The following is a 25,912-nucleotide window of genomic DNA, read 5'->3' as shown; positions in this document are numbered from 1 at the left end:
AAATTAGGTCGGTAATAAAACCGTATATCGACGCCGGCAAAAAACCGTATGAAACTCTGCATCATTGGCGGATCAAACTCAGTTCTCAAGGATGGCTATGTCCCTTTTCTTGTCGCCGCCCTTGAAAAATCGCTAGACAAAAAGATAGATCTGGTAAATCTGGCAATCGGTGGAACGTTCAGCCATTTTGGCCTTTGGCAGGTCACCGCGAAGGACAAACATCGATCAGCGGACGTCATCGTGGTTGAATACGCGCTCAATGACAGCGAGTTGTCGCGTTGGAGGATCGCCAAGCAATGGGCCCGCACGTACGAGGGACTGATTGCGAAGCTGCGTGCTGAAGTTCCCTCTGCTCAGATAGTGGCTCCGTTGCTGACCACGCAGAACATCTGGGATAACCCGACGTTCTCGGAGATCAACTCCGGAGTGGCTTTTATAAATGAGCGTTACGGCGTGACGACCGTAGACTGCAATCAAAAGCTATACGACAAGTCGATTGCTGGCGAGCTCACCCCGGCTGTTGACCTGTATCGAGACCCTTCGCACTATTCGAAAAAAGCACACTCACTGATCGGCGAAATGGTGGCTTCGACAGTTCTTCAAGGACATGGCCGGAGCTCCAATGCGAACGTTTTGCCTATCTCCAAGGGGCGGTACATCAATGCAAAGTCGGCTGTCAGGGAAGGCGTCTTCCGGAAAATATTCTCGCAGACAGAGAGGTTCGAAGCATTCTCGAACTCGCTGGTGAGCGAAGAAGCCTATCGGATCGAGCAAGGCGATACGGTAAGGTTCAAGATCAAGGGCACGCTGTTGGCGCTGATAGTAATATCAGTTCCGAATGATGGTGTTATCGATTTCAACTTTGGTGGTGAGAAGGTTTTGTTCTCCCTCAGAAGAACAGCGCTTGATGAAGGCAATTTCAAGTTTCTGGTGAACGTGTGCGTGCCCGACCAGTACTACAGAAATGCCACATGTGTATCCAAGGAATTCACCCCTGTGGAATTCAGGTTGGCATCACGAGAGCAGATCGCCGATAACAGCAAAACCATCATGATGCGCAACACCGCAAGGTTGCCCGATAACGTCAGTCACCAGCTATCAGTGGTGGATATCCTGTATGAAGGCGAGATCGTCATCGATTAAAGTCATCTGCTAGAAACAGCATTGCCTGCTAAGCCCGTCATCTCCTGACGGGCTTTTTCATTTCCAGGCTAACGCGTGCGGCTCATGCTGGACCGCGCAGCAAGCCGTCGCGATGGCTTGCTGTCGATGCAGCGTGCGCAATTGCTTCGCGGTTTTTGCGAAACCAGTCGATCCTGATGGTCGTTATAGGCTAAATATCAGTATCCCGAAATGGTTTCGATGGGCGAATGTTGGCTGGTTGATCTACGGCAGCGGAACTGGCCGTTTGTGAGGATGAGTGTCGAGGAACGCAATATTGCGCGACGGCCTTGATTCTCGCGCAGCAGGAGTGAAATATTCAAATGGCATTGATCTACGCGTTGCCAGTAAGGCTCACCCCGTCCAATGGATCTTGCTCGCTCACGTGTCGACGCCATCCATGCGAAACAGCGTACATCTGAGGTCCAGGAAACCGTTGATTAATGGCTCGCAGCGCAGGTATTCTTTGGTAAGGATTAGAAAATATAACCACCGGGGACGGGAATGAAAAAAACGATGATATTGGGAGCGATCGCCGCGTTGTGCCTGTCAGCCTGCGGCGGGGGGAGTGTCAATGAGGAGCCGTCGGTCACAGAGCCGCCGGCCCAGCCAGTCGCCAAGCCTCTGACAATCTCGATGTACGGCGAGCCGCTGGTGATGGGATACGCCTCGGCCACGCCGGTGAGAGCCAGTGCAGTTTCGAAGGACACCGCAACTGACAGTTATGTGACACGAACGGTGCAGTCCGTTCAGAACGCACTAACGGCGGACGGCATCACGGCGAGCGTGGCGGCGCAGGTGATGGACGGCACGACACTGCATCAGATCGTGACGGGCGAGAACAAGACGCTGCCGCCGACGAACGATCAATTCAAGAGCGATCCGGGCGACTGGATAGTCGTCAACTTCGATCTCGACGACATGTGGACGCCGGCGAGCGATCCCGCGCAGCAAGCCGCGCTCGACCAGTTCGTGCAGGATCTGACCGTGTTTGCGCAACGGGCTGCGCTCGCCGGTAAGCCGGTATTCGCGGTGATGCCGATCCGGACTTGCGAAACGGAGGATTCGGCCTCTGTGGGCTTGGCGGCCGCGCTTACCCGAGCCCAGAGCAACGGCGCGCCGGTTCAGTTGATCGGTCAGATCCCGCAGTCGTTCACGTTTGATTCGTCGGGTAAGGCGGTTTCGTCGCCTGATGTGACGCATCTCGCCCCGAATTGCGCCAGTCCCGATAATTATCTGCAAACCGAGCGCGTGCAGTCGGCCGCAGATTCGCTTGCCGCCCGCTACAAGAGTTCGTCGACCGCGGCAACCGCGGGCGCCGCTAGCGGGGCATCAGCCGCTGGGACTTAAACACCTGTTCGTCGGCATAAAGCCGGCTTTCGAGCCGGCATTTTTTGTTGGCTGCTCGCGACTGCGCGCCGCAAACGGACGCAAACGGACGCAAACCTGCGCTCGACCCACGCCGGGTAAAATGAGCGAAATCTCTCACGCCCATTCGCCAACTCTCGCGTCCACTATCAGGACACTCAGCCGCCGAAAGCCGCACCCCCCATGTCCCACCTCAAATACCTGACCGGCTACCCAGCACCGCTGCAAGACAAAGTGCGAGCGCTGATCGCCTCCAACCAGCTCGGCTCGTACATAGCAAAAAAGTATCCAGACACGCACGAGATCCAGACCGACCGCGCGCTCTATACCTACTGCGCTGACCTGAAACGCGAACACCTGCGCAGCGCCGAGCAGATCGACAAGGTCACCTACGACAGCAAGCTCGACGTCGTGCGTCATGCGCTCGGCCTGCACACGAGTATTTCGCGGGTGCAGGGCGGCAAGCTGAAAGCGAAGAAGGAAATCCGCATCGCGTCGCTATTCAAATCAGCGGCGCCGGAGTTTCTGAAGATGATCGTCGTGCACGAACTCGCTCATCTGAAAGAGAGCGATCACAACAAGGCGTTTTATCGACTGTGCGAGTTCATGCAGCCGGGGTACCACCAGATCGAATTCGATCTGCGTTTGTATCTGACGCATCGCGATCTGGCGAAGGCGAGCGCCTGAAACACGGGTCCCGCATTGCGCGGTGACCCGTCGCGAAACTCAGGCGGCCACCGCCTCCGACACTTCCACCGCCGACGCGCTCAACAGCACCGGAATCGACTTCGACGTCGGCGTTCCCGCGCCATCGGCGACAGAGGAGAGCGGCACCAGCGGATTGGTCTCCGGATAATAAGCGCCGAGACAGCCGCGCGGAATGTCGTACTCGACCAGCAGAAAACCATCCACGCGCCGCTCGATCCCATCGGCCCAAACACTCGTGATATCGACACGCTGACCGGCCGCGAAGCCGAGCATATCGAGGTCCTCCTGATTGGCGAACAGCACGCGCCGCTGTCCATACACGCCGCGATAGCGATCGTCGAGACCGTAAATCGTCGTGTTGTACTGATCATGCGAGCGTGTGGTCATCAGCGTCATCAGGCGTTCGCCGTATTGCTCGCGCGCCTGGTGAATCGGCGTGTCGAGCGCGATCGCGTGTGCGATGAACTGTGCCTTGCCGCTAGGCGTTTTCCACACGCGATTGCGCGACGCGACGCCCAGGTGAAAGCCGCCCGGATTTTTCAGCCGCTCGTTGTAATCCGCAAAGCCGTCGATCACCTTCGCGATACCGTCGCGGATCAGCGCGTAGTCGGCCGCCTGCGCGAGCCAGTCGACTTTCGCGCTGCCGAGCGTCGCATGCGCCATGCGCGCGACGATCGCTACTTCGGACAGCAGATTATCCGACGCCGGTTTGTTCATCCCGTACGAGATGTGCACCATGCTCATCGAATCCTCGACGCTCACGCCTTGGGACACGCCGTTCTGCAGATCGATTTCGGTGCGTCCGAGCGTCGGCAGGATCAGCGCGTCGCGGCCATGCACGAGGTGGCTGCGGTTCAGCTTGGTGGTCACGTGCACGGTCAGCTCGCACGCGCGCATCGCTTCCCACGTGCGCGGCGTATCCGGCGTCGCGATCGAGAAGTTGCCGCCGAGACCGATGAATACCTTCACCTTGCCGTCGAGCATCGCCTGAATCGTATTGACGACGTCGAGTCCATGCTCGCGCGGCGGCTCGAAATCGTAGACTGCGCCGAGCTGGTCGAGAAACGCCTGGGTCGGCTTTTCCTCGATGCCGACCGTGCGGTCGCCCTGCACGTTCGAATGACCGCGCACCGGGCACAGCCCCGCGCCGCGCCGGCCGATATTGCCGCGCATCATCATCAGGTTCGACAGCAGCTGCACGGTCGCGACCGAGTTCTTGTGCTGCGTGAGGCCCATCCCCCACGTCGAGATCACCGCGCGGCCTTTCACATAGATGTCCGCGAGCTTGAGCACATCGTCGAACGGCACACCCGCTTCGGCGACGATCGTGTCCCAGCGCTCGGCGCGCAGATCGGCGGCGAACGCCGCGAAGCCGACCGTGTGTTCGGCGATGAATTCGACATCGAGCACGCGCGGCAAGCCTGATGCGAGCGCTTCGTCGTCGAGTTCGAGCACGCGTTTGGCGACGCCCTTGATCAGCGCGAAATCGCCGCCGACCTTCGGGCGGATGAACACCGAGCTGATCTTCGTGCTGCCCATCGTCAGCATCTCGACCGGGTGCTGCGGGCTCGCGAAGCGTTCGAGTCCGCGTTCCTTCAGCGGATTGATCGACACGATGGTCGCGCCGCGCTTCGCGCATTCGCGCAGTTCGCCGAGCATGCGCGGATGGTTGGTTGCCGGGTTCTGACCGAAGATCAGCAGCGTGTCCGCGTGTTCGAAGTCGTCGAGCGTGACCGTGCCTTTGCCGATCCCGACCGTGTGCGGCAGTCCGCGGCTGGTCGCCTCGTGGCACATGTTCGAGCAGTCGGGGAAATTGTTGGTGCCGTACATGCGCACGAACAGCTGATACAGGAACGCGGCCTCGTTGCTCGCGCGGCCCGACGTGTAGAACGCCGCGCGGTCCGGATCGTCGAGCCGCTTCAGATGACTCGCGATCAGCTCGAACGCTTCGTCCCAGCCGATCGGCACGTAGCGGTCGCGCAGCGCGTCGTAGACGAGCGGGTCGGTCAGCCGGCCATGCTGTTCGAGTTCGAAGTCCGATTGCGTCATCAGTTCGGCGACGCTGTGCTCCTCGAAGAACGCGGGCGTCACGCGCTTGCTGGTCGCCTCGGCGGCCACCGCTTTCACGCCGTTCTCGCAGAACTCGAAGGTCGACGCGTGCTCGCGATCCGGCCACGCGCAACCGGGGCAGTCGAAGCCGTCGGGCTGGTTCTGCTTAAGCAGCGTGCGATAGTTGCCGCCCGCGACTTTTTCCTTCAGCAGGTTGATGGCGACGTACTTCAGCGCGCCCCAGCCGGCGGCGGGGTGCTTGTACGGTTCGATGCGCGGTTCAGTGCGAGATTCGACACGGGCTTCGGTGCGGGTTGCGGCGCGAACTTCGTTCTTCTTCATGGCGGTGACGGGAGGGACTCGAGAGGCTCTTTGAGCCGATACCCGCAAGCCTACTGTGTTCCACAAAGCGCGTCGGATACAGAAAATCGGAAAGAACAGGAGTACAGTTGCACAACTGTGCCTCAGGCTCGAACCTTGGGTGTTTGCAGCCCGCTCGCGCCACCGTCAAAACCGTCACGCCGCCTGTGAAACTCTACGAAAAACTCGCCGACGAAATCACCGAAGCCGTGCGTCGCGGCGTGTTCGCGGCCGGCGAGCGGATCGCGTCGGTGCGTCAGGCGAGCCAGCAGCATGGCGTCAGCATCAAGACCGTGCTGCACGCGTACGCGCTGCTGGAGAGCCGCGGCATCGTCGAGACGCGGCCGCAGTCCGGCTACTTCGTGCGGGACGATGCCGCCCGCGCGCTTGCCCCAGCGCCGGCGGCGTCGCGCACCGCTCGCAAAGCGCCGCCGCCGGTGCCCGCGACCGTCGATGTGAGCCGGCTGGTGCTGTCCACACTGCGCAGCATTCGCGCGCACGACGCGGTGCCGTTCGGCTCGCCGTACCCCGATCCGTCGCTGTTCCCGTGGCGGCGCATCAACCAGTACGCGAACGCGATCGCGCGGCGCCACGCGAGCTGGAACCTGATCGACGATCTGCCGCCCGGCAATCCGGAGCTGATCCGGCAGATCGCGCGGCGCTACGCGGAAAACGGCCTGCCGGTCGATCCGGGCGAGATCGTCATCACGCTCGGCGCGACCGAGGCGATCAATCTGAGCCTGCAGGCGGTCGCGAAGCCGGGCGACACGGTCGCGGTCGAATCGCCCACTTACTACGCGATGCTGCACGCGATCGAGCGTCTCGGCATGCGCGCGATCGAGGTGACCACCCATCCACAGCACGGGATCGATATCGATGCGCTCGCGAAGGTGATCGCGCGCCAGAAGATCGCGGCCTGCATGGTGATGCCGAACTTCCAGAATCCGCTCGGTTTCCGGATGCCCGACGAGCGCAAGCGGCAACTGGTCGAACTGCTCGCCGCGCACGAGATTCCGGCGATCGAAAACGACGTCTATCAGGAGCTTTATTTCGGCGATACGCGGCCGTCGTCGCTGAAAACTTTCGACACCAAAGGACTGGTGCTGCACTGCGCGTCGTTTTCGAAGAGCCTGAGCGCGTCGTACCGGATCGGCTGGGCGCTGCCGGGACGGTATCGCGCGCAGGTCGAGAAGCTGAAATTTCTGAATACGCTGACGACGCCGTCGGTACCGCAGGTCGCGGTCGCCGACTATCTGCGCCAGGACGGCTACGATCGTCATTTGCGGCATCTGCGGCGTGTGTACCGGCAGCAGGCGAGCATCATGAGCGCGCTGGTGCTGCGCTTTTTTCCGGTCGGCACGCGGGTGTCGACGCCGCAGGGCGGCTACGTGCTGTGGGTCGAACTGCCGCCGCAGGTCGATGCAATGCAGCTGTATCAGGCGGCGCTCGCGCGCGGCATCACGGTCGGACCGGGCTTGATGTTTTCGACGCGTAACGACTACCGGCATTTCATCCGGCTCAATTACAGCTATCCGTGGACCGCGCAGGCGGAAGCGGCGCTGAAGACGCTGGGCGAGCTGGTGAGCGCGATGGCGGCTGCGTGAGTGTGAATGGCACGCGGCATGCAGCGACGGCGTGTTAATTGACGCAACCGAAGGACGTGGCCAAAACCCAATTGAACGAGGAGACCCGCATGAGTGACGACGAAGACTTCGACCCGCAGCTTGCCGCGATTCTCGCGCAGCTATGGCGTGCGCATTGCGAGACGCCGGGGCGCGCGTGGTCGCTGGCGAAGCTGTCGAAGCAGGCGGGTGTGCCGATGAGCAGCTTGCGGCGTCAGTTGACCGCGCTCGCGGACGGCGGTCTCGTCACGACGCTGGTCAACGACGACGGCACCGGCGCCGCCAGCCTCAGCGAACTCGGCGCGGATCTGTGCGGCGAGCTGTTTGGGAATGGCGACGGAGGCGCGGGCGAGGGCGCCCGCACCGACGACAGCGACGACAGCGATGACGAAGGAGACGGCAGCGGGCCCGCCGGCGACGACGGCCCGGCCACGCCGCCCACGCTTCACTGAGCCGTGCCGCGCGGGACCAATCCGCGCCGCACCGGTGCGCGCGGTATTGGTCTGCGTGGCGCTAGTCCGCGCGGCACCAAACCCGCTACGCCACACCAGCCTCCGCGCCGCGCGTGCTTAAAGCTGACTCATCCCCCCATCGACAATGATCTCCGTGCCGACGATAAACGCCGACTCCGGCGCCGCGAGGTGCAGCACCGTCGACGCGAGTTCGTCCGGCGTGCCGAAGCGGCCGAGCGGCACTTGCGCGACGATCTGCGCGGCGGTTGCATCGAGCGTCGCGGCGTCGAGCCCGAGCTTGCCGTAGAGCGGCGTGCGCACCGGCCCGGGACTGATCACGTTGACCCGCACGCCCTGCGGCAGCAATTCCGCCGACAGCGTCTTTGCGAGCGAAATCAGCGCGGCCTTGCTCGCCGCATACACCGACGACGCCGGCATGCCGATGTGCGCGTTGATCGAGCCGTTCAGCACGATCGACGCCCCGCGGTTCAGCAGCGGCAGCAGCGCCTGAATCTGGAAGTACGCACCCTTCACGTTGATGTCGAAGGTCGCGTCCCACAGCGCTTCGTCGATCGCGGTGAACGGCGCGAGCTTCGCGATGCCGGCGTTGATGAACACCGCGTCGAGCCGCACGCCTTGCGCATCGAGCGCGGCGGCCAGCTCGCGGGCCGCGGCGACCGAACCGGCGTCGTTGCGAAGCGCGATCGCGTGATCGCCGAGCGCGGCCTTCGCGGTTTCGAGCGCATCGGCGTCGCGGCCGGTGATGATCGCGCGCGCGCCTTCACGCGCGAACGCTTGCGCCGCCGCGAAGCCGATACCGCTGCTGCCGCCGGTGACCAGAACAGTGCTGTTTTGAAAGCGGGTCATTTCATTTCTCCGAAAGAGTGAGGGTTGGTGATACGGATAATGCGCGCCAGCGACGTGCGTGCCGTACCACTTTCCCGATGGACTCGTTCGAAGTTTTCGCATGAGTTGGCGGGAGCCCGTCTTTGCGCCGGCTCCCGTTAGCTTAGGGTGCCGCGCCGCGCTCGCCGCGCGCTGATCATCGATTGGCGCTCGCCTGCAGCGCTGTGTCCGCAATCGACGGTGTCGCGGCCGCGCTCAGCGTGGCGACACCGCAGAACCAGTCGCCACCGTCCGGCCGATATTTCCACTTCCCGCCGTGCCGTCCGATCACGCTCGCGCACTGCTCGTTGACCACGAGACCCGGCTGCGCGGCCGTGCATTGCCGGAGCGGCGCGGCGCCGCCGGTCGCGGACGCGGTCGCGACCGCGGTTGCGGAATGCCGCGCGGCCGCCGGCAGGCTCGCCAGCAGTTGCCGCAATTCGTCGATCCGGGTCGTGTACCACGCTTGCAGACACGCGCTATCGCGGCAGTTCGTTTCGCGCCATGTCCACTTGCTGTCGCTGTCGTCGATAAACGCCCGGCGCTGCGTGACGCGCCGGCGTGCATTCCAGTACAGTTGGCCGAGCGTGTCGTCGAGCGCGGACAGCGCGGCGTCGCTGCAGATCAGGCGCTCGGTTGGCGAGCGGCCGCGCTGGCAGTCGAAGCTGGTGGCGTCGGCGCACGGCGGCGCGAGCAGCACGGCGGCGAGCACAAGTGGGCGGAGGAGGTTCATGGTGGTCCCGGCGGCGAGTCGATTGATGATGCCGTCGATGATCGGTCGCCCGGGCCCTGCGCGCACGCTCGAACAGCGCGGCAGTTCGGCCGGTTGTTACCAGATCTTGCCGCGCGGGGCGCGGGCGGGCACGCGCCGTGCAAACGCTAGCCGGGCCCGCCGGCGGCCGGGCGGCGCGCGGATGTCATTTGTGCGCCGCAACGTCTATATATAAGAAGGGGCGTGTCGGGGGAGTTCAGCAGCACCTTGATGCCGGCTGGTTCAAAGCGGCTTTCGAAAACGGGAGAAAGAATGAAACAAAAACTCGTTCTGGGTTGTTACGTGGCGGCGGGACTGCTGGCGCTGCCTGTTGCGGCCGATGCGCAGTCGCAGGCCTATACGACGAGCCGGGTCAACGTGCGCGCGGGTCCCGCATCCGATTACCCGATCGTCACGCAACTGCCCGGAGGCGTCCCGGTGTCCGTGATGGGGTGCCTGAGCAACTATCAGTGGTGCGACGTGGCCACGCCGAATGTGCGCGGCTGGGTTTATGCATCGCTGCTCAGTTCGCCGTATCAGGGCGGCAACGTGCCGCTGATGAACTACGGCGCGGCGATCGGCCTGCCGATTCTCGCGTTCTCGCTCTCCGATTACTGGGGCAATCATTACCGCGGCCAGCCGTGGTACGGCCAGCAGTCGCGCTGGGCGCGCCATGCGCCGCCGCCGGCGCCGCGGCCCGGCGCCGGGCACCCGCCGAACTGGCAGACGTTGCCGGGCCACGTCGGCGGACCGCCGCCGGGTCACGGCGGCGGGCGGCCGCAGGGTAACGCGGGTGGCCGGCCCCCGGGCAATGAAGGCAATCGACCGCCCGGCCATGCCGGTGGCCGCCCGCCCGGCGGGCAAGGTCCCGGCGGACAACCTCCCGGCCACGCGGGCAACCGGCCGGAAGGCGGGCCGCCGGGTAACGCGGGCAATCGCCCGCCGGGCGGCGGCGCGCAGGGTGGCGGTGGTAATCGTCCGCCGGGCGGTGGCGCGCAGGGCGGCGGTAATCGTCCGCCGGGCGGTGGCGGTGGCGGTGGAAACCACCCGCCTGGTGGCGGCAACAACTGATCCCGCGCACCCGCCGCGGCTGGCGGGTGCGTGACACCGCGGCTGGCCGCGGCGCTCCGGCGGCTAGCCGTTGCAGCGCCGCCCGGTCACGCGCCACCGGCCGCGCCTCGCGTCCCCGCCCGCTCTATCGCAGCACCACCGCAGAACCGCAGAACCGCAGAACCGCAGAACCGCAGAACCGCAACCCCGCAACACAGCAGAACCGCAGTACGATGTTTCCGCATCAACCGGCGGTTGCCCATTTCGCCCCGCAACCGTCGCGCGCGATGCATCGCGGATTTTTGAGCCGGGTTCGTGTAAACCCGGGTGTGCCACGAACACTAATTTGCCGATGTTCGGTTGGGGGGCGCATCTATGAGTTGCGAAGCGACATCACGTGGCATCACGGCAGCCGCGCCGGACGGCGTGCGCTACCGGCCTGAACGGGCCGAGCAGGTGCTCGCGTCCGAGCGCAGCGTATTGCGGCTGATCACCCGCAACACGCCATTGCCGGAACTGCTCGACGAAGTCTGCCGCCGCGCGGAAGCGCTGCTCGGTGCGGGCTCGGCCTGCTCGATCCTGCTGCTCGATCCCGACGGCCGCCATATGCGCGTCGGCGGCGCGCCGTCGCTGCCGCCGGTGTTGAGCGCCGCGATCGACGGCGCCGAGATCGGTCCGCGGGTCGGCTCGTGCGGCACCGCGATGTTCGAGCGGCGCCTCGTGATCGCCGACGACATCGAAACCGATCCGCTGTGGGAATCGTTCCGCGATCTCGCGTTGCCGTACGGGCTGCGCGCGTGCTGGTCGGTGCCGTTCGAGAACGACGTCGGCATCGTGCTCGGCGCGTTCGCGGTCTACTATCACGTCGCCCGCCGGCCCACCCCCGAGGAAGAGGCGATGCTGCGCGACATCGGCGGCAGCGTCGGTCTCGCGGTCCATCAGGACACGATGGCGCAGCGCCTCGCGCATAGCGAGGAGCGGCACCGGCTGGTGGTCGATCATCTGAGCGAGGGGATCGTCGTGCAGTCGCGCGCCGGCATCGTGCTGGCCTGCAATCCGAGCGCGCAACGGATGCTGCACGCGAGTCCGCAGTTCGTCGGCCGCCATATCGATACGGTGATCGCGCGCGCGTACAGCGAGGACGGCTGCCTGATCAATACCCCCGACCGCCCGGTCGCGCATGTGTTCGCGACCGGCCGGCCGATGCTCGGCGTGACCGTCGGCATCGAGTTGAGCGGCGGCGAGGTGGTGTGGATCACCGAAAACGTCGTGCCGATCCTGCGCCCCGGCGAGAGCGAGCCGGACTCGGTGCTGATTTCGTTTTCCGATATCGGCCCGGTGCGCGAGGCGCAGCGCCAGCTGAAATTTCTGGCCACCCGCGATTCGTTGACCGGGCTCTACAACCGCGCGTATCTGAGCGAGCGGATGCGCGATCTGTTCGCGTCGCGCGGCGCGGACGACGGCGCCGCCGAGCTTGCCAGCGTCGCGGTGCTGTTCGTCGATCTCGACGGCTTCAAGAAGGTCAACGACACCGCCGGTCACGAGGCCGGCGACGCGCTGCTGTGCAGCGTCGCCGAACGGCTGTCGGCGTGCGTCGGGCGCGGCGACACGCTGGCGCGGGTCGGCGGCGACGAGTTCGTGATCGTCGCGAGCGCGTACGGCAACACCGGCGAGCTGATCGGCCTTGCGCACCGGATCCTCGACATGATCGCGGTGCCGTTCGCGGTGGCCGGCAACGAGTACTACCTGGGCGCGTCGATCGGCATTAGCCTGTTTCCCGAGGACGGCCAGGACGTCGCGACGCTGATGCGCAACGCGGACTCGGCGATGTATCACGCGAAACAGCGCGGCCGCAACAACTTCCAGTTCTTCACCGCCGAGCTGAACCATCATCTGCAGCGCCGCTTCACGATCGAGCAGTCGCTGCGGCGCGCGCTCGCCGCCAACGAGCTGAGCCTCGTGTACCAGCCGATCGTCGATAGCCACAGCGGCCTGACGATCGGCGCCGAGGCGTTGCTGCGCTGGTACAACAACGAGCTCGGCAACGTGTCGCCGGGCGAATTCATTCCGGTCGCCGAGGACGCGGGCCTGATCGTCGAGATCGGCGAATGGGTGCTCGAACACGCGTGCCGGCAGGTCGCGCAATGGCGCCGCACGCTCGCGCCGCATCTGATCGTCGCGGTGAACCTGTCGCCGCGGCAGTTCACCGACGGGCTGCTCGAGCGGATCGAACGCTGCCTCGAACAGTCGGGGCTCGAACCGTCCGCGCTCGAACTCGAGATCACCGAGCGCCTCTTGATGAGCGACAGCGACGCGGTACTGCCGATGCTCAGCGCGCTGAGCGCGATGGGCGTGCGCATTTCGGTCGACGATTTCGGCACCGGTTATTCGTCGCTGTCGTATCTGAAGCGCTTTCCGCTGCATAACCTGAAGATCGACCGTTCGTTCGTTGCCGGGCTGCCCGATCACCGCGATTCGATCGCGATCACCCAGGCGGTCGTCGCGATGGCGCACTCGCTCGGCATGAACGTGACCGCCGAAGGGGTCGAGACGGCCGCGCAGGCGGCGTTTCTGCGCTCGATCGATTGCGACAAGCAGCAGGGCTATCTGTACAGCCGGCCGGTCGGCGCGAGCGCGTATGCGCGCACGCTGTGCGACGCGCGGCCGGCGGTCGGGATCGCGAAGGCGACCTGATGCGCATACCGCGCGCGGCGCCGGCTGCTCACGTGCCGGCGCGATTGTTCAGATTGCCGAACAACTGACTTCGCATTGCCGCTATTTATCGGCGGCGATGCGCTCCCTACAATTCATCCCATCGAAACGGTTAATCAGGCGTGCTGCCGAAGCGGCGGCCGCGCGATGGGAGTCATCATGTCGGAGTTGATCAGGAACCAGCTTTACCGGCCGTCGGTCGTGCTGCCGATGGTCGCGTTGATGCAGGTGATGGTGTCGCAGGACTTCAATCTCGGCCAGGTCGGCTGGGTGGTCGCGACGCGCGGCGCGCAGGCGGCGCTGCAACGCTCGCGCGAATTGATCTGCGCGGTGCACTGCCACGGGTGAGTTGCGCGCGGAAAAGGATAAGCAGTAATCCGAACTGATCGCGCGGCGGCCCACGCGCGGTAATCAACGGTACCCACCTCAACGAATTGCCCCGCAAAACGCGTATCGACTCGCGCATCGCGGCGCGTGGCACTAAGCGTAAGATGCTACGACCTGCACCCGCCCCGGGAGAGTCGCCATGCCACAGCACTTCGACGCAGTCGTGATCGGTACCGGACAGGGCGGCTCGCCGCTCGCGGTACGCCTAGCCCAGAGCGGCCGCCGGACCGCGGTGATCGAGCGGGGCGATTTCGGCGGGACCTGTGTGAATGTCGGCTGCACGCCGACCAAGTCGTATGTGGCGAGCGCTCGCGCTGCGCACGTTGCGCGTCACGCGGGCGAACTCGGCGTGCAGGTGGGCGGCTCGATCGGCGTCGATCTCGCGGCGGTCAAGGCGCGCAAGGATCGCATCATCGGCGAGTCGCGCGGCGGGGTCGAAAAATGGCTGCGCGGCACGCGCAATCTCACGGTGTTCAATGGGCACGCGCGCTTCACCGGCGCGCATACGCTCGCGATCAGCGGCCGCGATGGCCAGCTGCTGCACGAGCTGAGCGCCGACGAAATCTTCATCAATACCGGCGCGCGCGCGATCGTGCCGCCGCTCGAAGGAATCCAGCGGATTGCCCACTATACGAACTCCACGCTGCTGGAGCTGACCGAGCTGCCGGATCATCTGGTGATCGTCGGCGGCAGTTATATCGCGCTCGAATTCGCGCAGGCGTTTCGCCGCTTCGGCAGCCGCGTCAGCGTGTTGGTGCGCGGCGAGCGCGTGCTCAGCCGCGAGGATGCCGATTTCGCGGAGTCGGTGCGCACGGTGCTTGCGCGCGAGGGCATCGAGTTTCATTTCAACGTGCAGCCGACCCGGGTCGAGCCGCATCCGCATCGCGCGCCCGATGTGTGCATCGGCTTCGAGCAGAATCTGCCGGCAATGGAAGCGTCGCATCTGCTGTTCGCGACCGGCCGCAAGCCGAATACCGATGACCTCGGGCTCGACCTCGCCGGTATCGAGGTCGACCGGCACGGGATGATCGTCGTCGACGGTCAACTGCGCACCAGCGTGCGCGGCGTGTGGGCGATCGGCGACGTGAACGGTCGCGGCGCGTTCACGCATACCTCCTATGACGATTTCCAGATCGTCGCGGCCAATCTGCTCGACGGCGGCGCGCGCAGCGTCGATACGCGGATCATGGCGTACGCGGTGTTCGTCGATCCGCCGCTCGCGCGGGTCGGCATGTCGGAGGACGAGGTGCGCGCGAGCGGCCGCGACGCGCTGATCGCAACGATGCCGATGGTGCGGGTCGGCCGCGCGCGCGAGCGCGGCGAGACCGACGGCTTCATGAAGGTGCTCGCCGATGCGCACAGCAAGCAGATCCTCGGCGCGGCGATTCATGGGATCGAGGGCGACGAGGCGATTCACACGTTCATCGACATCATGAGCGCCGGCGCGCCGTACCCGACTTTGCAATACGCGATGCACGTGCATCCGACGATCAGCGAACTGGTGCCGACGCTGCTCGATGGCCTGAAGCCGTTGGAGCGGTGACGCGCGATCTATGAAACAGACACTCGACACCGGCAATCTGTTCGCTCACCTCGCCGCCATCGCCGGGCAGCAACCGTCATCGCCCGCCGATGAGCAGTTCGACACGCTGGTCGAGCGGGGCGGCGTGACGGTCGAGCGGATCGTCTCGACCGGGCAGGCGAGTCCGCCGGGCTTCTGGTACGACAGCCCGCGCGCCGAATGGGTCGTGCTGCTGAGCGGCGCGGCGACACTCGAATTCGACGGCGAGTCCGAGCCGCTGCGTCTGCGGCCCGGCGACCATGTACTGATCGAAGCGCATCGCCGTCACCGCGTCGCGTGGACCAGCGAGACGGAGCCCAGCATATGGCTCGCGGTGCATTACCCGCCCGACCCGGCGCGCTGAATGCGCGGGGCTGAGCGCATCGACAAAGCCGCGCGCGATCATCGATAATCGGCAGCGGCGCGGCCCGCGCGCAACGCGCGGGCTGTGCGCCTAACCGCATTCATCACTGGAACTCGCATGGGCAAGGGACGCATCGAAGCCTTCAGCGATGGCGTAATCGCCATCATCATCACGATCATGGTGCTCGAACTGAAGGTGCCCGAGGGCCACGATCTCGCCGCGTTGCGTCCGGTCGTGCCGGTGTTCTGCGCGTACGTGCTGAGCTTCATCTACGTCGGCATCTACTGGAACAACCACCATCACACGTTCCATGCGGTGCAGAAGGTCAACGGCCGCGTGCTGTGGGCGAATCTGCATCTGCTGTTCTGGCTGTCGTTGCTGCCGGCCGTCACTCACTGGATCGGCGAAAGCCATCTGGCCGCGTGGCCGACCGCGACCTACGGGATCGTGCTGCTGATGTCCGCGATCGCGTATTTCATCCTGATCCATATGCTGATCGCCGAGCACGGCAGGGACTCGGCGATCGCGCGGGCGGTCGGTGCCGACTTCAAGGGCAAGGTGTCGGTGGTGATCTATCTGATCGGTATCGGGCTTGCGTTCGTGCTGCCGTGGGTATCGGCGGTGTTGTATGCGCTCGCCGCCGCGTGGTGGTTCGTGCCGGACCGGCGCATCGAACACGTGATGGAAGCGTGAGCACGCTGCTCGCGACGAAACCATGACCGCCCGTTCGTCCTCTTCGTCACCTTCGTCACCTTCGTCACCTTCGTCACCTTCGTCAGCGACCCGCATCGGCCTGATCTCCGACACGCACAACCTCGTGCGCCCCGAAGCGCTGCACTACCTCGAAGGCTGCGACGCGATCGTTCACGCGGGCGATATCTGCAAGCCGGAGGTGCTCGACGCGCTCGCGCGAATCGCGCCGCTCACCGTCGTGCGCGGCAACAACGACACCGGCGAGTGGGCGACTTCGCTGCCGACCCATGCGCGGCTGAGCGTGCAGCAGGTGACGATTCTGGTCGTGCACGACATCGCCGACCTCGGCTGTGTGCCGCGCGACGAAGGTATCCGCGTAGTGGTGAGCGGCCATTCGCACAAGCCGTCGATCGTCGAGCGCGACGGCGTGCTGTTCGTCAATCCGGGCAGCGCCGGGCCGCGGCGTTTCAAGCTGCCGATCAGCGCGGGGATGCTGACGATCGAAAGCGCGCAGGTCAGCGCGAGTTTCGATGCGCTGCTGACGTGACATAAAAAAAGCCCGCACCGGCGAAAGCCGGGCGGGCTGTTTCGGTCAAACCGATCATCTCGATGGGGCCGGCGAACTTCGCCGGCCCGTTTTACGTTGGCGCCGCTGCGCTCGAATCGTTCGAACGCGTGGCGCCTTGGAACGCGGATGGCAGGCGGATGGCACGCGGCTGATTACGCGCGCATTGCCGCCGCCGCGAAACGCTCATCCATCTCTTCGGCTTCACGCTCGCCGCGCAGCACCGCATGCGCTTCGGCGCGCGACGCCACACACGGCGCCGAGCCGAGCAGCGGCTTGCGGGCGGTCTCGCGCAGCGCGAGCACCGACACGATGCCGATCAGCGACGCGCCCATCAGGTAGTACGCGGGCATCATCAGATTGCCGGTACGGTCGACCAGCCATGCGGTCACGAGCGGCGTGGTGCCGCCGAACAGCGACACGGAAATATTGAAGCCGATCGCGAGCGCGCCGTAACGGATGCGGGTCGGGAACAGCGCCGGCAGCGCCGACGGCATCACGCCGGTGAAACACGACAGCAGCACGCCGAGAATCATCAGCCCGCCGAACACCGGCAGCACCGTGCCCATGCGGATCAGCAGCAGCGCCGGAATCGACAGCACGAACAGGCCCACGCAGCCGAGCAGCATCACCGGCTTGCGGCCGACGGTGTCGGACAGGCGACCGGCGGCGAGCGTCATCGGCATCATCAGCACCATCACGAGCAGCACGAGGAACAGGCCGTGCGTTTCGTTGAAGTGCAGCGTCGCCGACAGATAACTCGGCAGATACGACAGCGCCATATAGTCGGTCACGTTGAAGATCAGCACGAGGCCGACGCACAGCAGGAGCGGCTTCCATTGCTGCGCGAGCAACTGGCCGAACGACTGCTGCGGCGCCGCGCGGTCTTCCGCTTCACGCTCTTCGGCCTGCTTCTTGAACGCGGGCGTTTCCTCGAGCTTCATACGGATATACAGACCGACCAGACCGAGCGGACCGGCGATCAGGAACGGCACGCGCCAACCCCACGACAACAGCGCATCGTGCGACAGCAGCGCGGTCAGCAACGCGACCGTGCCCGCGCCGAGCACGTAGCCGATCAGCGTGCCGAACTCGAGGAAGCTGCCCATGAAGCCGCGCCGCTTGTCGGTCGAGAATTCGGCGATGAAGGTCGCCGCGCCGCCGTACTCGCCGCCGGTCGAGAAACCTTGCACCAGACGCGCGACCAGCAGCAGCACCGGCGCGAGAATGCCGATCGTCGCGTAATCGGGGATCAGGCCGATCGCGAAGGTGCCGAGCGCCATCATGATCATCGTCATCGCCAGCACGCGCTGACGGCCGATGCGGTCGCCGAGCGGGCCGAACACCATGCCGCCGATCGGCCGCACGAGGAACGCGGCGGCGAACGTGCCGAAGGTCGCGATCAACTGCGCGGACGGGCTCGACGACGGGAAGAACACTTTGCCGAGCGTGACAGCGATGTAGCTGTACACGCCGAAATCGAACCATTCCATCGCGTTGCCGAGCGCCATTGCGCCGACGGCACGCTTGAGAAGGGAGTGATCGACGACGGTGATGTCGTCGAGGGACAGGCGTTGTTCTTGTTGGTGTCGCCAGAAGCCGTTGCTGGAAGCGGTCAAGGTTAAAACTCCAATGACTGCGACGAAACTCATGATGCGTTCCGCCACGGTTGCCGGGGGGAGTGCAATTTCGCGAGCAATGCAAGGCTGGCCGCGGCACCGGTGGCCCGGCGGCGGAACAGGAGGCGTCGAGAAAAAAAACCAACGCCCGTGCCTCGCGAACTGGTCGCGAAAGAACACTCGTCTGGATTGTGCTGACTTTGCACCTGCGTGGCCGTGGAAGGGGGGCAGGTACATGACGGACGCTGGATGGCCGACAGGCTCGACCCAGCGCCACTGGAAGGCTTGAAACGAAAAAGGCCGGTCTTGAATTTTTCCGCTTGCGCGGGGAAACGACCGACGAGCCTTCTTGTTTAAAAACAGCTCGATTCAGGTGGGGACACGCGCTGGATTGGGTGCGCGCAGCCGGTTTGAAACGAACGCGAATGAAGGTGAATTGCCGTTGAAACGACGCACATGTTAGCACGATGAGCGAGGATCGTGCAAACCGGGCTTTGCGGACACCCCCTGCGATGCCGCTCGATCCATTGCGGGGCGGGGCTTTCAGCGGGGTCGCATCGGTTTTAAAAGCGAACCGTTTAGAACATTTTTGACGCCGATTTTTGAGATGAAAGGCGAGGTGCGGGCGAGGTGCGGGCGAAACGCGGGCGAAAAAAATCCGCGCTCGCGGCGCGGATTTTTCGGTGGGCGCTGCGGGTGACGCGCCGGCTTACGCCGACGGCGGCACGAAGCCCGACGCGGTGTCCGCGCCTTCGCCGAAGAAGAACTTTTCGGTCTGCTTCATCAGGTATTGGCGCGCGCGCGGATCGGCCATGTTCAGGCGGTTTTCGTTGATCAGCATGGTCTGCTGCTTCAACCAGTCCTGCCACGCTTCTTTCGAAATGCTTTCGTAGATCCGCTTGCCGAGTTCGCCCGGCAGCGGCGGGAAATCGAGGCCTTCGGCTTCCTTGCCGAGCTTCGCGCATTGAACCATACGAGTCATGCTGTGCTTCTCCTGTAATCGATGTGGGGTGGGCAATCGCCAGTGCGGTGCAGATGGGGCCGCTTAGATATGTTTCATCAGCACCAGCGACTTGCGCTGCCAGTTATAGAGGCGGCGGCGGTCTTCGGGCAGATCGTCGACCGTGGCCTTGACGAAGCCGCGCTTGAGGAACCAGTGTTCGGTGCGGGTGGTGAGCACGAAAATACGCGTCAGGCCGCGCGCCCGCGCGCGTTGCTCGATGCGTTTGAGCAGGCGTTCGCCGTCGCCGGTGCCTTGCGCTTCGGGGGCGACCGTCAGGCACGCCATTTCGCCGATGCGCTCCTGCGAATACGGATACAGCGCCGCGCAGCCGAACAGCACGCCGTCGTGCTCGATCACCGAGAAATGATCGATGTCGCGCTCGATCTGGTGACGGCCGCGCCGTACCAGCGTGCCGTCCGCTTCGAGCGGCTCGATCAGCGCGAGAATGCCGCCGACGTCGTCCGGCGTCGCTTCGCGCAGACTTTCCAGATTCTCGTACGAGATCATCGTGCCGACGCCGTCGTGCAGGAACAGTTCGAGCAGCAGGCTGCCGTCGAGCGCGTACGGGATGATGTGCGCGCGCGGCACGCCACCGCGGCACGCGCGGATCGAATGCTTCAGATAGAACGCGGTGTCGCCGGTCAGTTCGCCGCTTTCGTGCAGCTTGTACGCGTCGTCGAGCGACAGTTCGCGGATCAGTTCCGCGCCTTCTTCACCGGGTTCCATCAGGCCCGGCGTTTCGGTCAGGAACACGATCTTGTCGGCGCGCAGCGCGATCGCGGCGGCCGACGCGACGTCTTCCATCGACAGATTGAACGCCTCGCCGGTCGGCGAGAAACCGAGCGGCGACAGCAGCACCAGCTTGCGGCTCGCGAGCGAATGACGGATCGAATCCGCGTCGATCTTGCGCACGAGGCCGGTGTGCTGGAAATCGACGCCGTCCAGAATGCCGACCGGCCGCGCGGTCACGAAGTTGCCCGACACCACGCTGATGTGCGCGTGCGCCATCGGCGTATTCGGCAAGCCCTGGCTGATCGCGGCCTCGATGTCCAGACGCACTTCGCCGGCCGCTTCTTTGGCCGATTCGAGCGCGCGGGCATCGGTGATGCGCATGCCGTGGGAGAACTCCGACTCGACGCCGTGAAGGCTCATCTGCTCCTCGACCTGCGGGCGCGAACCGTGCACCAGCACGATCTGGATGCCCATCGCCTGGAGCAGCGCGATGTCCGACACGAGCGCATTCAGCAAGCCCTGATGCACCACTTCGCCGCCGAAACCGACGACGAACGTCTTGTTGCGAAACGCGTGGATGTAAGGGGCGACTGAACGCATCCAGTCGACGAATTGCGCGTGCTGGGCGAGGGTTTCCGGTGTGCCGGCGGGGGCCGGAACGCTCGCGGGCGCGGGGACGAGGTCGGTTTGGGAATTCATGCCCGGGATTATAATGCGCCCCCATGTCGAATGTACCCAAAAGCCCTGCTGGGGCGAACGAGAAACCGGCGTCCGGCGCCGCGCAAAAGAACCCCGGTGATGCGTCGCGCAGCACTGTGCAGGGCACCGAATCCAACCCGCCGCGCGCGTCGCGCGAGCGGTCGGCCGCGTCGTTGTCCGCGCAGTTGTCCGAACTGAAAAATAATCTGGTGGTCGCGCGTGCGGCTGATCGGCCGTTGACCGGCGGCGCGGCGAAGTATGCCGATGCCGGTGGGCAGGCTGGTCAGGCTGGGAAGGCGGCGCAGGCTTCGAAGGTCGCGCCGGCGGCGCAAGCACAACCGCAACCGCGAGCGGAAAAGGCGCGGCGCGATGGTGGCCGTGAAGCCGGGCGGGATTCCGGGCGCGCGCAAGGCGGGCAGTCGCGGCACGCGCCCGCGACGACTGAGCAGACGTCTCCGGCGGTGAAGACGCATGAGCATGGCGGTCAGCGTCACGAACGCCGGGGCGAGGGCGGCCAGGGACAAGATGAAAGGCGAGAGTCGCGCAAAACGCACGAAGTGCGGGAGCCGCGTGCAGCCGCTGAACAGCGCGGAGCCGCCGAGCCTCGCATGCCGAATGCGCCGCGCGAGTCGCAGGAAACGCGCGAACCGCGCCCGCAGCACGAATCACGCACACCGGCCGAAGCTCGCAAGGCGAATGCATCGCGCGACGCGCAGGAAACGCGCGAACCGCGCACTCAACACGAACCACGCGCAACTGCCGAAGCTCGCAAGCCGAATGCGTCGCGCGGCGCGCAGGAAACGCGCGAACCGCGCACGCCGCACGAACGACGCACAACGGCCGAAGCTCGTCAGCAAAACGCACCACGTGAGGCGCGGGAAGCACGCGAACCGCGCGCTCAACACGAACCACACGCAACAGCCGAAGCTCGCAAGCCGGATGCACCGCGTGACGCGCAGCAAGCGCGCGAACCACGCACTCCGCACGAACGACGCACAACGGCTGAAGCACGTCAGCCGAACGCACCACGCGAGGCGCGGGAAGCACGCGAACCGCGCGCTCAACACGAACCGCGCGCAACAGCCGAAGCTCGCAAGCCGGATGCACCGCGCGACGCGCAGCAAGCGCGCGAACCCCGCAAACCGAACCCGCCACGCGAGCCCCGCGAGCCACGCCTCCCGCGCGTGATCACCCCCAACCCGATCCCGCCGATCACCTTCCCCGAAGCGCTGCCGGTCTCCGGCCGCCGCGACGAGATCGCGCGCGCGATCGCGCAAAACCAGGTCGTGATCGTGTCCGGCGAAACCGGCTCGGGCAAGACCACCCAGCTGCCGAAAATCTGCCTGACGCTGGGGCGTGGCCTCGGTGCCGGCGGCAGCGGCCTGATCGGCCACACGCAGCCGCGCCGGATCGCCGCGTCGGCGACCGGGCGGCGCATCGCCGAAGAACTCGGCACGCCGTTCGGCGAAGTGGTCGGCTACAAGGTGCGCTTCAACGACAACCTCGCCGCGGGCGCATCGGTCAAGCTGATGACCGACGGTATTCTGCTCGCCGAAACGCAGACCGATCCGCTGCTGAAGGCGTACGACACACTGATCATCGACGAAGCGCACGAGCGCAGCCTGAACATCGACTTCCTGCTCGGCTACCTGAAAGAGATCCTGCCGAAGCGCCCCGATCTGAAACTGATCGTGACGTCGGCGACGATCGACGCCGACCGCTTCGCGCGTCATTTCGGCAGCGACGACAAACCCGCGCCGGTGATCGAAGTGAGCGGCCGCCTGTATCCGGTCGAGGTCCGCTATCGCCCGGTCGTCGAGGACAGCCCGGCGGTGAAGAACGCGCAGGGCACCGCGAGCAGCGCGACTCCCGCGGGCCGCGAGCGCCCGAAAACCCAGCGCGAAGCCGATCGCGATCTGATGGAAGCGATCGTCGACGCGGTCGACGAGTTGTGCCGCGAAGGCCCCGGCGACGTGCTGGTGTTCCTGCCCGGCGAGCGCGAGATTCGCGACGCCGCCGAAGCGCTGCGCAAGCATCACCCGCCGCATACGGAAATCCTGCCGCTGTTCGCGCGTCTTTCCGCCGCCGAGCAGGAACGCGTGTTCCGCGCATCGAACGCGCGCCGCATCGTGCTCGCGACCAACGTCGCCGAAACCTCGCTGACGGTTCCCGGCATCCGCTACGTGGTCGACACCGGCCTCGCGCGCGTGAAGCGCTACTCGTACCGCAACAAGGTCGAGCAGCTGCAGGTCGAGTCGATTTCGCAGGCCGCCGCGAACCAGCGCGCGGGCCGTTGCGGGCGCGTCGCCGACGGCATCTGTATCCGTCTGTATGAGGAAAGCGACTACCAGGGCCGCGTGCGCTTCACCGATCCAGAGATTTTGCGTTCGTCGCTGGCATCGGTGATTCTGCGGATGAAGTCGCTGCATCTGACGGCGATCGAAACCTTCCCGTTCATCGAACCGCCGCCGGGCCGCGCGATTTCCGACGGCTATCAACTGCTGAACGAACTCGGCGCGGTCGACGACGACAACGACCTCACCCCGCTCGGCCGCGAACTCGCGCGCCTGCCGCTCGACCCGCGGGTCGGCCGGATGATTCTGGCGGCGCGCGACCAGCAGGCGCTGAAGGAAGTGCTGATCATCGCGAGCGCGCTGTCGGTGCAGGATCCGCGCGACCGCCCGATCGAAGCGCAGGAGCAGGCCGATCAGGCGCATCGCCGGTTCGCCGACGAGCGCTCCGAATTCCTGCAGTGGCTGAAAATCTGGAACTGGTTCGAAGAAGCGATCGCGCACAAGAAATCGAACCGCCAGTTGCAGGACGAATGCCGCAAGAATTTTCTGTCGCAACTGCGGCTGCGCGAATGGCGCGACGTGCACTCGCAACTGTTGACGGTGGTGCGCGAGCACGGCTGGCGGCTGAACGAAGCGGAAGCGACGTTCGAGCAGATTCATCTGGCACTGCTAACCGGTCTGCTCGGCAACCTCGGTCTGAAGGCCGACGATGAGCCGTACTACCTCGGCGCGCGCGGCATCAAGTTCTATCTGTGGCCGGGCTCGGCGCTGGTGAAAAAGGCCGGCAAGTGGGTGATGGCCGCCGAACTGGTCGAAACGAGCCGCCTGTACGCGCGCTGTATCGCGAAGATCGAGCCGGAGTGGGTCGAGAAGGTCGGCGCGCATCTGCTGAAGAAATCGCTGTCCGAGCCGCATTGGGAAAAGCGCCCGGCGCAGGTGTCCGCGTTCGAACGCGCGATGCTGTACGGGCTGCCGATCTATCACCGGCGCCGTGTCGCGTTCGGCAAGCAGGACCCGGCGCGAGCGCGCGAGCTGTTCATTCGCGGCGCGCTGGTCGAAGGCGAGTTCGACACGAAGCTCGCGTTCTTCGCGCACAACCGCAAGTTGCTCGCCGATATCGAGCAGCTCGAACACAAGTCGCGCCGCCAGGACGTGCTGGTCGACGACGAGCTGATTTTCGGCTTCTACGATCAGGCGCTGCCCGAGGGGATTCATACCGGCGCGTCGTTCGAGCGCTGGTATCGCGACGAGGTGAAAAAGAGCGGCCAGCCGGAGGACAAACTGCGGCTGCTGTATCTGTCGCGCGATGACCTGATGCGCCACGAAGCGGCCGGCGTGACGACCGAGCTGTTCCCGAAGCGGCTGACGATGGCCGGCATCGAAATGGCGCTCACCTATCACTTCGAGCCGGGCACGCCGCGCGACGGCGTGACGCTCGCGGTGCCGCTCTATGCGCTCAACCAGGTCGACGCGCGCCGCTGCGAATGGCTGGTGCCGGGGATGATCAAGGAAAAGGCGCAGTTGCTGCTGAAATCGCTGCCGCAGAAGCTGCGCCGGCACTGCGTGCCGCTGCCCGACTACGCGGCCGGCTTCGCCGAGCGGCACGGGATGCCGCGCTTCGGCGCGGGCGGCCTGCTCGAAGCGCTGATCGCCGACGTGCGCGAGCAGACCCAGGTCGCGATGAAGCAGTCCGACTTCAAGCTCGAGATGCTGCCCGCGCATCTGTTCATGAACTTCAAGGTGATCGACGAGCACGGCCGCCAGCTCGCGATGGGCCGCAACCTGTCGCAACTGCGCGCCGAACTCGGCGGCCAGGCGCAGCAGCATTTCCAGAAGCTGGTGTCGAGCGCGGCCGGCGCGGCGTTGGCCGATGCGGGCGGCGGCGGGGTGGCGACGCCCGCGCAGGCGGGTCAGGCAGCGCCGGCGGGTGCGACCGGCGCGGCGCGTTCGCCGTCGGGCGGCAAGGGCGCGAACGCGCCGCAAACCGCCGCGCAGGATGGCGCGCCCGGCACCGCGCTGTACGAAAACCTGACCACGTGGAATTTCGGCAAGCTGCCCGAACTGCTCGAAATCCGCCGCGGCGGGCAGACGCTGTTCGGCTATCCGGCGCTGGTCGATCGCGGCGCGCATTGCGACGTCGAGGTGTTCGATTCGCCGGAAGAGGCCGCGCGGATTCATCGCGCGGGCTTGCGCCGGCTGTTCGCGCTGCAACTGAAGGAGCCGATCAAGTATCTGGAGAAGAACCTGCCGGGTCTGCGCGAAATGGCGATGCAGTTCATGCCGCGCGGCACCCAGGAGGAACTGCGCGACCAGTTGGTCGACACCGCGCTCGATCGCGCCTGTCTGCAAGACCCGCTGCCGGACGACGACGCCAGTTTCCACACCCGCCGCGACGAAGGGCGCAGCCGCCTGACGCTGCTCGCGCAGGAAATCTCGCGGCTGGTCGGCCAGATCCTCGCCGAATACGCGAGCCTCGCGAAAAAGATGCTGCAGGCCAAGCCGTTCGCGGCCGCCTACGCGGATCTCCAGAGTCAGCTCGATGCGCTGATCGGCAAGCGCTTCATTATCGATACGCCGTATCCGCAGCTCGCGCATTTCCCGCGCTACCTGAAGGGGATCGCGCTGCGGATCGACAAGCTGCGCGCGGACCCGGCGCGCGACGCGCGCCAGTTCGCCGAATTCCAGCCGCTTCAGCAGCACTATCAACGCGCGGTGTCGCAGCGCGGCGGGGTGGTCGATCCGCGTCTCGCGGAATTTCGCTGGCTGCTCGAAGAACTGCGGATTTCGCTGTTCGCGCAGGAGCTGCGCACCCCGATGCCGGTGTCGGTGAAGCGGCTGCACAAGGTGTGGGAATCGATGCAGCGCTAGGGCGCGGGG

Annotated in this window: 19 protein-coding genes; 13 read left to right on the top strand and 6 right to left on the bottom strand. The window is 65.3% G+C overall.

Annotated features, from left to right (window positions below):
* Positions 1 to 48: 48 nt before the first annotated feature.
* The 3 genes from BTH42_RS17055 (at position 49) to BTH42_RS17040 (ending at position 3,216) form a co-directional block, all read left to right on the top strand.
* Positions 49 to 1,143, top strand: coding sequence for an SGNH/GDSL hydrolase family protein (locus BTH42_RS17055; protein WP_075301467.1), 1,095 nt, complete (start codon positions 49 to 51; stop codon positions 1,141 to 1,143).
* Between the two features lie 522 nt (positions 1,144 to 1,665).
* Complete coding sequence (locus BTH42_RS17045) at positions 1,666 to 2,511, top strand: hypothetical protein (protein WP_143752100.1); 846 nt, start codon at positions 1,666 to 1,668, stop codon at positions 2,509 to 2,511.
* A 201-nt stretch (positions 2,512 to 2,712) separates the two neighbouring features.
* Positions 2,713 to 3,216 carry a M48 family metallopeptidase gene (locus BTH42_RS17040; RefSeq protein ID WP_075301461.1) on the top strand — a complete coding sequence of 168 codons (504 nt, stop codon included), beginning with the start codon at positions 2,713 to 2,715 and terminating at the stop codon, positions 3,214 to 3,216.
* Positions 3,217 to 3,255: 39 nt separating this feature from the next.
* On the opposite strand, the gene BTH42_RS17035 is transcribed toward BTH42_RS17040, so the two are convergent.
* Entirely contained in the window at positions 3,256 to 5,628 is a 2,373-nt protein-coding gene (locus BTH42_RS17035; protein WP_075301459.1) for an FdhF/YdeP family oxidoreductase, read from the bottom strand.
* Positions 5,629 to 5,813: 185 nt separating this feature from the next.
* Between BTH42_RS17035 and BTH42_RS17030 the strand changes: the two genes are divergently transcribed.
* Together BTH42_RS17030 and BTH42_RS17025 are read left to right on the top strand one after the other, a co-directional pair.
* Positions 5,814 to 7,250: a PLP-dependent aminotransferase family protein gene (locus tag BTH42_RS17030; RefSeq protein WP_075301549.1), complete on the top strand. Its 1,437-nt coding sequence runs from the start codon at positions 5,814 to 5,816 to the stop codon at positions 7,248 to 7,250.
* Positions 7,251 to 7,339: 89 nt separating this feature from the next.
* The gene (locus BTH42_RS17025; protein WP_075301457.1) at positions 7,340 to 7,720 is read left to right on the top strand and encodes a helix-turn-helix domain-containing protein; all 381 of its coding nucleotides are present in this window, start codon (positions 7,340 to 7,342) and stop codon (positions 7,718 to 7,720) included.
* A gap of 117 nt (positions 7,721 to 7,837) precedes the next feature.
* On the opposite strand, the gene BTH42_RS17020 is transcribed toward BTH42_RS17025, so the two are convergent.
* Both BTH42_RS17020 and BTH42_RS17015 read right to left on the bottom strand, forming a co-directional pair.
* Positions 7,838 to 8,587 (bottom strand): SDR family oxidoreductase, encoded by a 750-nt coding sequence (locus tag BTH42_RS17020; protein ID WP_075301455.1) that lies wholly within the window; start codon positions 8,585 to 8,587, stop codon positions 7,838 to 7,840.
* A 175-nt stretch (positions 8,588 to 8,762) separates the two neighbouring features.
* The gene (locus BTH42_RS17015) at positions 8,763 to 9,338 is read right to left on the bottom strand and encodes a lysozyme inhibitor LprI family protein (RefSeq protein WP_075301547.1); all 576 of its coding nucleotides are present in this window, start codon (positions 9,336 to 9,338) and stop codon (positions 8,763 to 8,765) included.
* A gap of 291 nt (positions 9,339 to 9,629) precedes the next feature.
* Here BTH42_RS17015 and BTH42_RS17010 point away from each other — a divergent pair, with 291 nt between their 5' ends.
* From BTH42_RS17010 to BTH42_RS16980, 7 genes are all read left to right on the top strand, one after another.
* Positions 9,630 to 10,427, top strand: coding sequence for an SH3 domain-containing protein (locus tag BTH42_RS17010; protein WP_075301453.1), 798 nt, complete (start codon positions 9,630 to 9,632; stop codon positions 10,425 to 10,427).
* Between the two features lie 354 nt (positions 10,428 to 10,781).
* The gene (locus BTH42_RS17005) at positions 10,782 to 13,100 is read left to right on the top strand and encodes a bifunctional diguanylate cyclase/phosphodiesterase (RefSeq protein ID WP_075301451.1); all 2,319 of its coding nucleotides are present in this window, start codon (positions 10,782 to 10,784) and stop codon (positions 13,098 to 13,100) included.
* Between the two features lie 177 nt (positions 13,101 to 13,277).
* Positions 13,278 to 13,466, top strand: a complete 189-nt coding sequence (locus BTH42_RS17000; protein ID WP_075301545.1) for a hypothetical protein — start codon at positions 13,278 to 13,280, stop codon at positions 13,464 to 13,466.
* A gap of 178 nt (positions 13,467 to 13,644) precedes the next feature.
* Positions 13,645 to 15,048 carry an FAD-containing oxidoreductase gene (locus BTH42_RS16995; RefSeq protein WP_075301449.1) on the top strand — a complete coding sequence of 468 codons (1,404 nt, stop codon included), beginning with the start codon at positions 13,645 to 13,647 and terminating at the stop codon, positions 15,046 to 15,048.
* Between the two features lie 10 nt (positions 15,049 to 15,058).
* A complete protein-coding gene (locus tag BTH42_RS16990; protein WP_075301447.1) occupies positions 15,059 to 15,430 on the top strand; it encodes a cupin domain-containing protein in 372 nt (123 codons plus the stop codon).
* 117 nt (positions 15,431 to 15,547) lie between these two features.
* Complete coding sequence (locus BTH42_RS16985) at positions 15,548 to 16,123, top strand: TMEM175 family protein (protein ID WP_075301445.1); 576 nt, start codon at positions 15,548 to 15,550, stop codon at positions 16,121 to 16,123.
* Positions 16,124 to 16,145: 22 nt separating this feature from the next.
* Positions 16,146 to 16,670 (top strand): metallophosphoesterase family protein, encoded by a 525-nt coding sequence (locus tag BTH42_RS16980; protein WP_075301443.1) that lies wholly within the window; start codon positions 16,146 to 16,148, stop codon positions 16,668 to 16,670.
* Between the two features lie 173 nt (positions 16,671 to 16,843).
* On the opposite strand, the gene proP is transcribed toward BTH42_RS16980, so the two are convergent.
* The 3 genes from proP to argA all read right to left on the bottom strand — a co-directional run bounded on the left by proP (position 16,844) and on the right by argA (position 20,741).
* Entirely contained in the window at positions 16,844 to 18,307 is a 1,464-nt protein-coding gene (gene proP / locus BTH42_RS16975; protein WP_075301441.1) for a glycine betaine/L-proline transporter ProP, read from the bottom strand.
* Positions 18,308 to 19,016: 709 nt separating this feature from the next.
* The gene (locus tag BTH42_RS16970) at positions 19,017 to 19,289 is read right to left on the bottom strand and encodes an oxidative damage protection protein (RefSeq protein ID WP_075301439.1); all 273 of its coding nucleotides are present in this window, start codon (positions 19,287 to 19,289) and stop codon (positions 19,017 to 19,019) included.
* A gap of 63 nt (positions 19,290 to 19,352) precedes the next feature.
* A complete protein-coding gene (argA, locus tag BTH42_RS16965; RefSeq protein ID WP_075301437.1) occupies positions 19,353 to 20,741 on the bottom strand; it encodes an amino-acid N-acetyltransferase in 1,389 nt (462 codons plus the stop codon).
* A 1,184-nt stretch (positions 20,742 to 21,925) separates the two neighbouring features.
* Here argA and hrpA point away from each other — a divergent pair.
* Positions 21,926 to 25,903, top strand: a complete 3,978-nt coding sequence (hrpA, locus tag BTH42_RS16955) for an ATP-dependent RNA helicase HrpA (protein WP_075301433.1) — start codon at positions 21,926 to 21,928, stop codon at positions 25,901 to 25,903.
* Positions 25,904 to 25,912: the final 9 nt, after the last annotated feature.

This window comes from Burkholderia sp. SRS-W-2-2016, from assembly GCF_001931485.1.
Taxonomy (GTDB): domain Bacteria; phylum Pseudomonadota; class Gammaproteobacteria; order Burkholderiales; family Burkholderiaceae; genus Paraburkholderia.
This window is presented reverse-complemented; position numbering and strand designations above follow the sequence as displayed.

Bases quoted from the DNA above. Each gene is read 5' to 3' on its own strand.
- BTH42_RS17055 (WP_075301467.1), top strand. From the start codon at position 49: ATGAAACTCTGCATCATTGGCGGATCAAACTCAGTTCTCAAGGATGGC.
- BTH42_RS17045 (WP_143752100.1), top strand. From the start codon at position 1,666: ATGAAAAAAACGATGATATTGGGAGCGATCGCCGCGTTGTGCCTGTCA.
- BTH42_RS17040 (WP_075301461.1), top strand. From the start codon at position 2,713: ATGTCCCACCTCAAATACCTGACCGGCTACCCAGCACCGCTGCAAGAC.
- BTH42_RS17035 (WP_075301459.1), bottom strand. From the start codon at position 5,628: ATGAAGAAGAACGAAGTTCGCGCCGCAACCCGCACCGAAGCCCGTGTC.
- BTH42_RS17025 (WP_075301457.1), top strand. From the start codon at position 7,340: ATGAGTGACGACGAAGACTTCGACCCGCAGCTTGCCGCGATTCTCGCG.
- BTH42_RS17020 (WP_075301455.1), bottom strand. From the start codon at position 8,587: ATGACCCGCTTTCAAAACAGCACTGTTCTGGTCACCGGCGGCAGCAGC.
- BTH42_RS17015 (WP_075301547.1), bottom strand. From the start codon at position 9,338: ATGAACCTCCTCCGCCCACTTGTGCTCGCCGCCGTGCTGCTCGCGCCG.
- BTH42_RS17010 (WP_075301453.1), top strand. From the start codon at position 9,630: ATGAAACAAAAACTCGTTCTGGGTTGTTACGTGGCGGCGGGACTGCTG.
- BTH42_RS17005 (WP_075301451.1), top strand. From the start codon at position 10,782: ATGAGTTGCGAAGCGACATCACGTGGCATCACGGCAGCCGCGCCGGAC.
- BTH42_RS17000 (WP_075301545.1), top strand. From the start codon at position 13,278: ATGTCGGAGTTGATCAGGAACCAGCTTTACCGGCCGTCGGTCGTGCTG.
- BTH42_RS16995 (WP_075301449.1), top strand. From the start codon at position 13,645: ATGCCACAGCACTTCGACGCAGTCGTGATCGGTACCGGACAGGGCGGC.
- BTH42_RS16990 (WP_075301447.1), top strand. From the start codon at position 15,059: ATGAAACAGACACTCGACACCGGCAATCTGTTCGCTCACCTCGCCGCC.
- BTH42_RS16985 (WP_075301445.1), top strand. From the start codon at position 15,548: ATGGGCAAGGGACGCATCGAAGCCTTCAGCGATGGCGTAATCGCCATC.
- BTH42_RS16980 (WP_075301443.1), top strand. From the start codon at position 16,146: ATGACCGCCCGTTCGTCCTCTTCGTCACCTTCGTCACCTTCGTCACCT.
- BTH42_RS16970 (WP_075301439.1), bottom strand. From the start codon at position 19,289: ATGACTCGTATGGTTCAATGCGCGAAGCTCGGCAAGGAAGCCGAAGGC.
- argA (WP_075301437.1), bottom strand. From the start codon at position 20,741: ATGAATTCCCAAACCGACCTCGTCCCCGCGCCCGCGAGCGTTCCGGCC.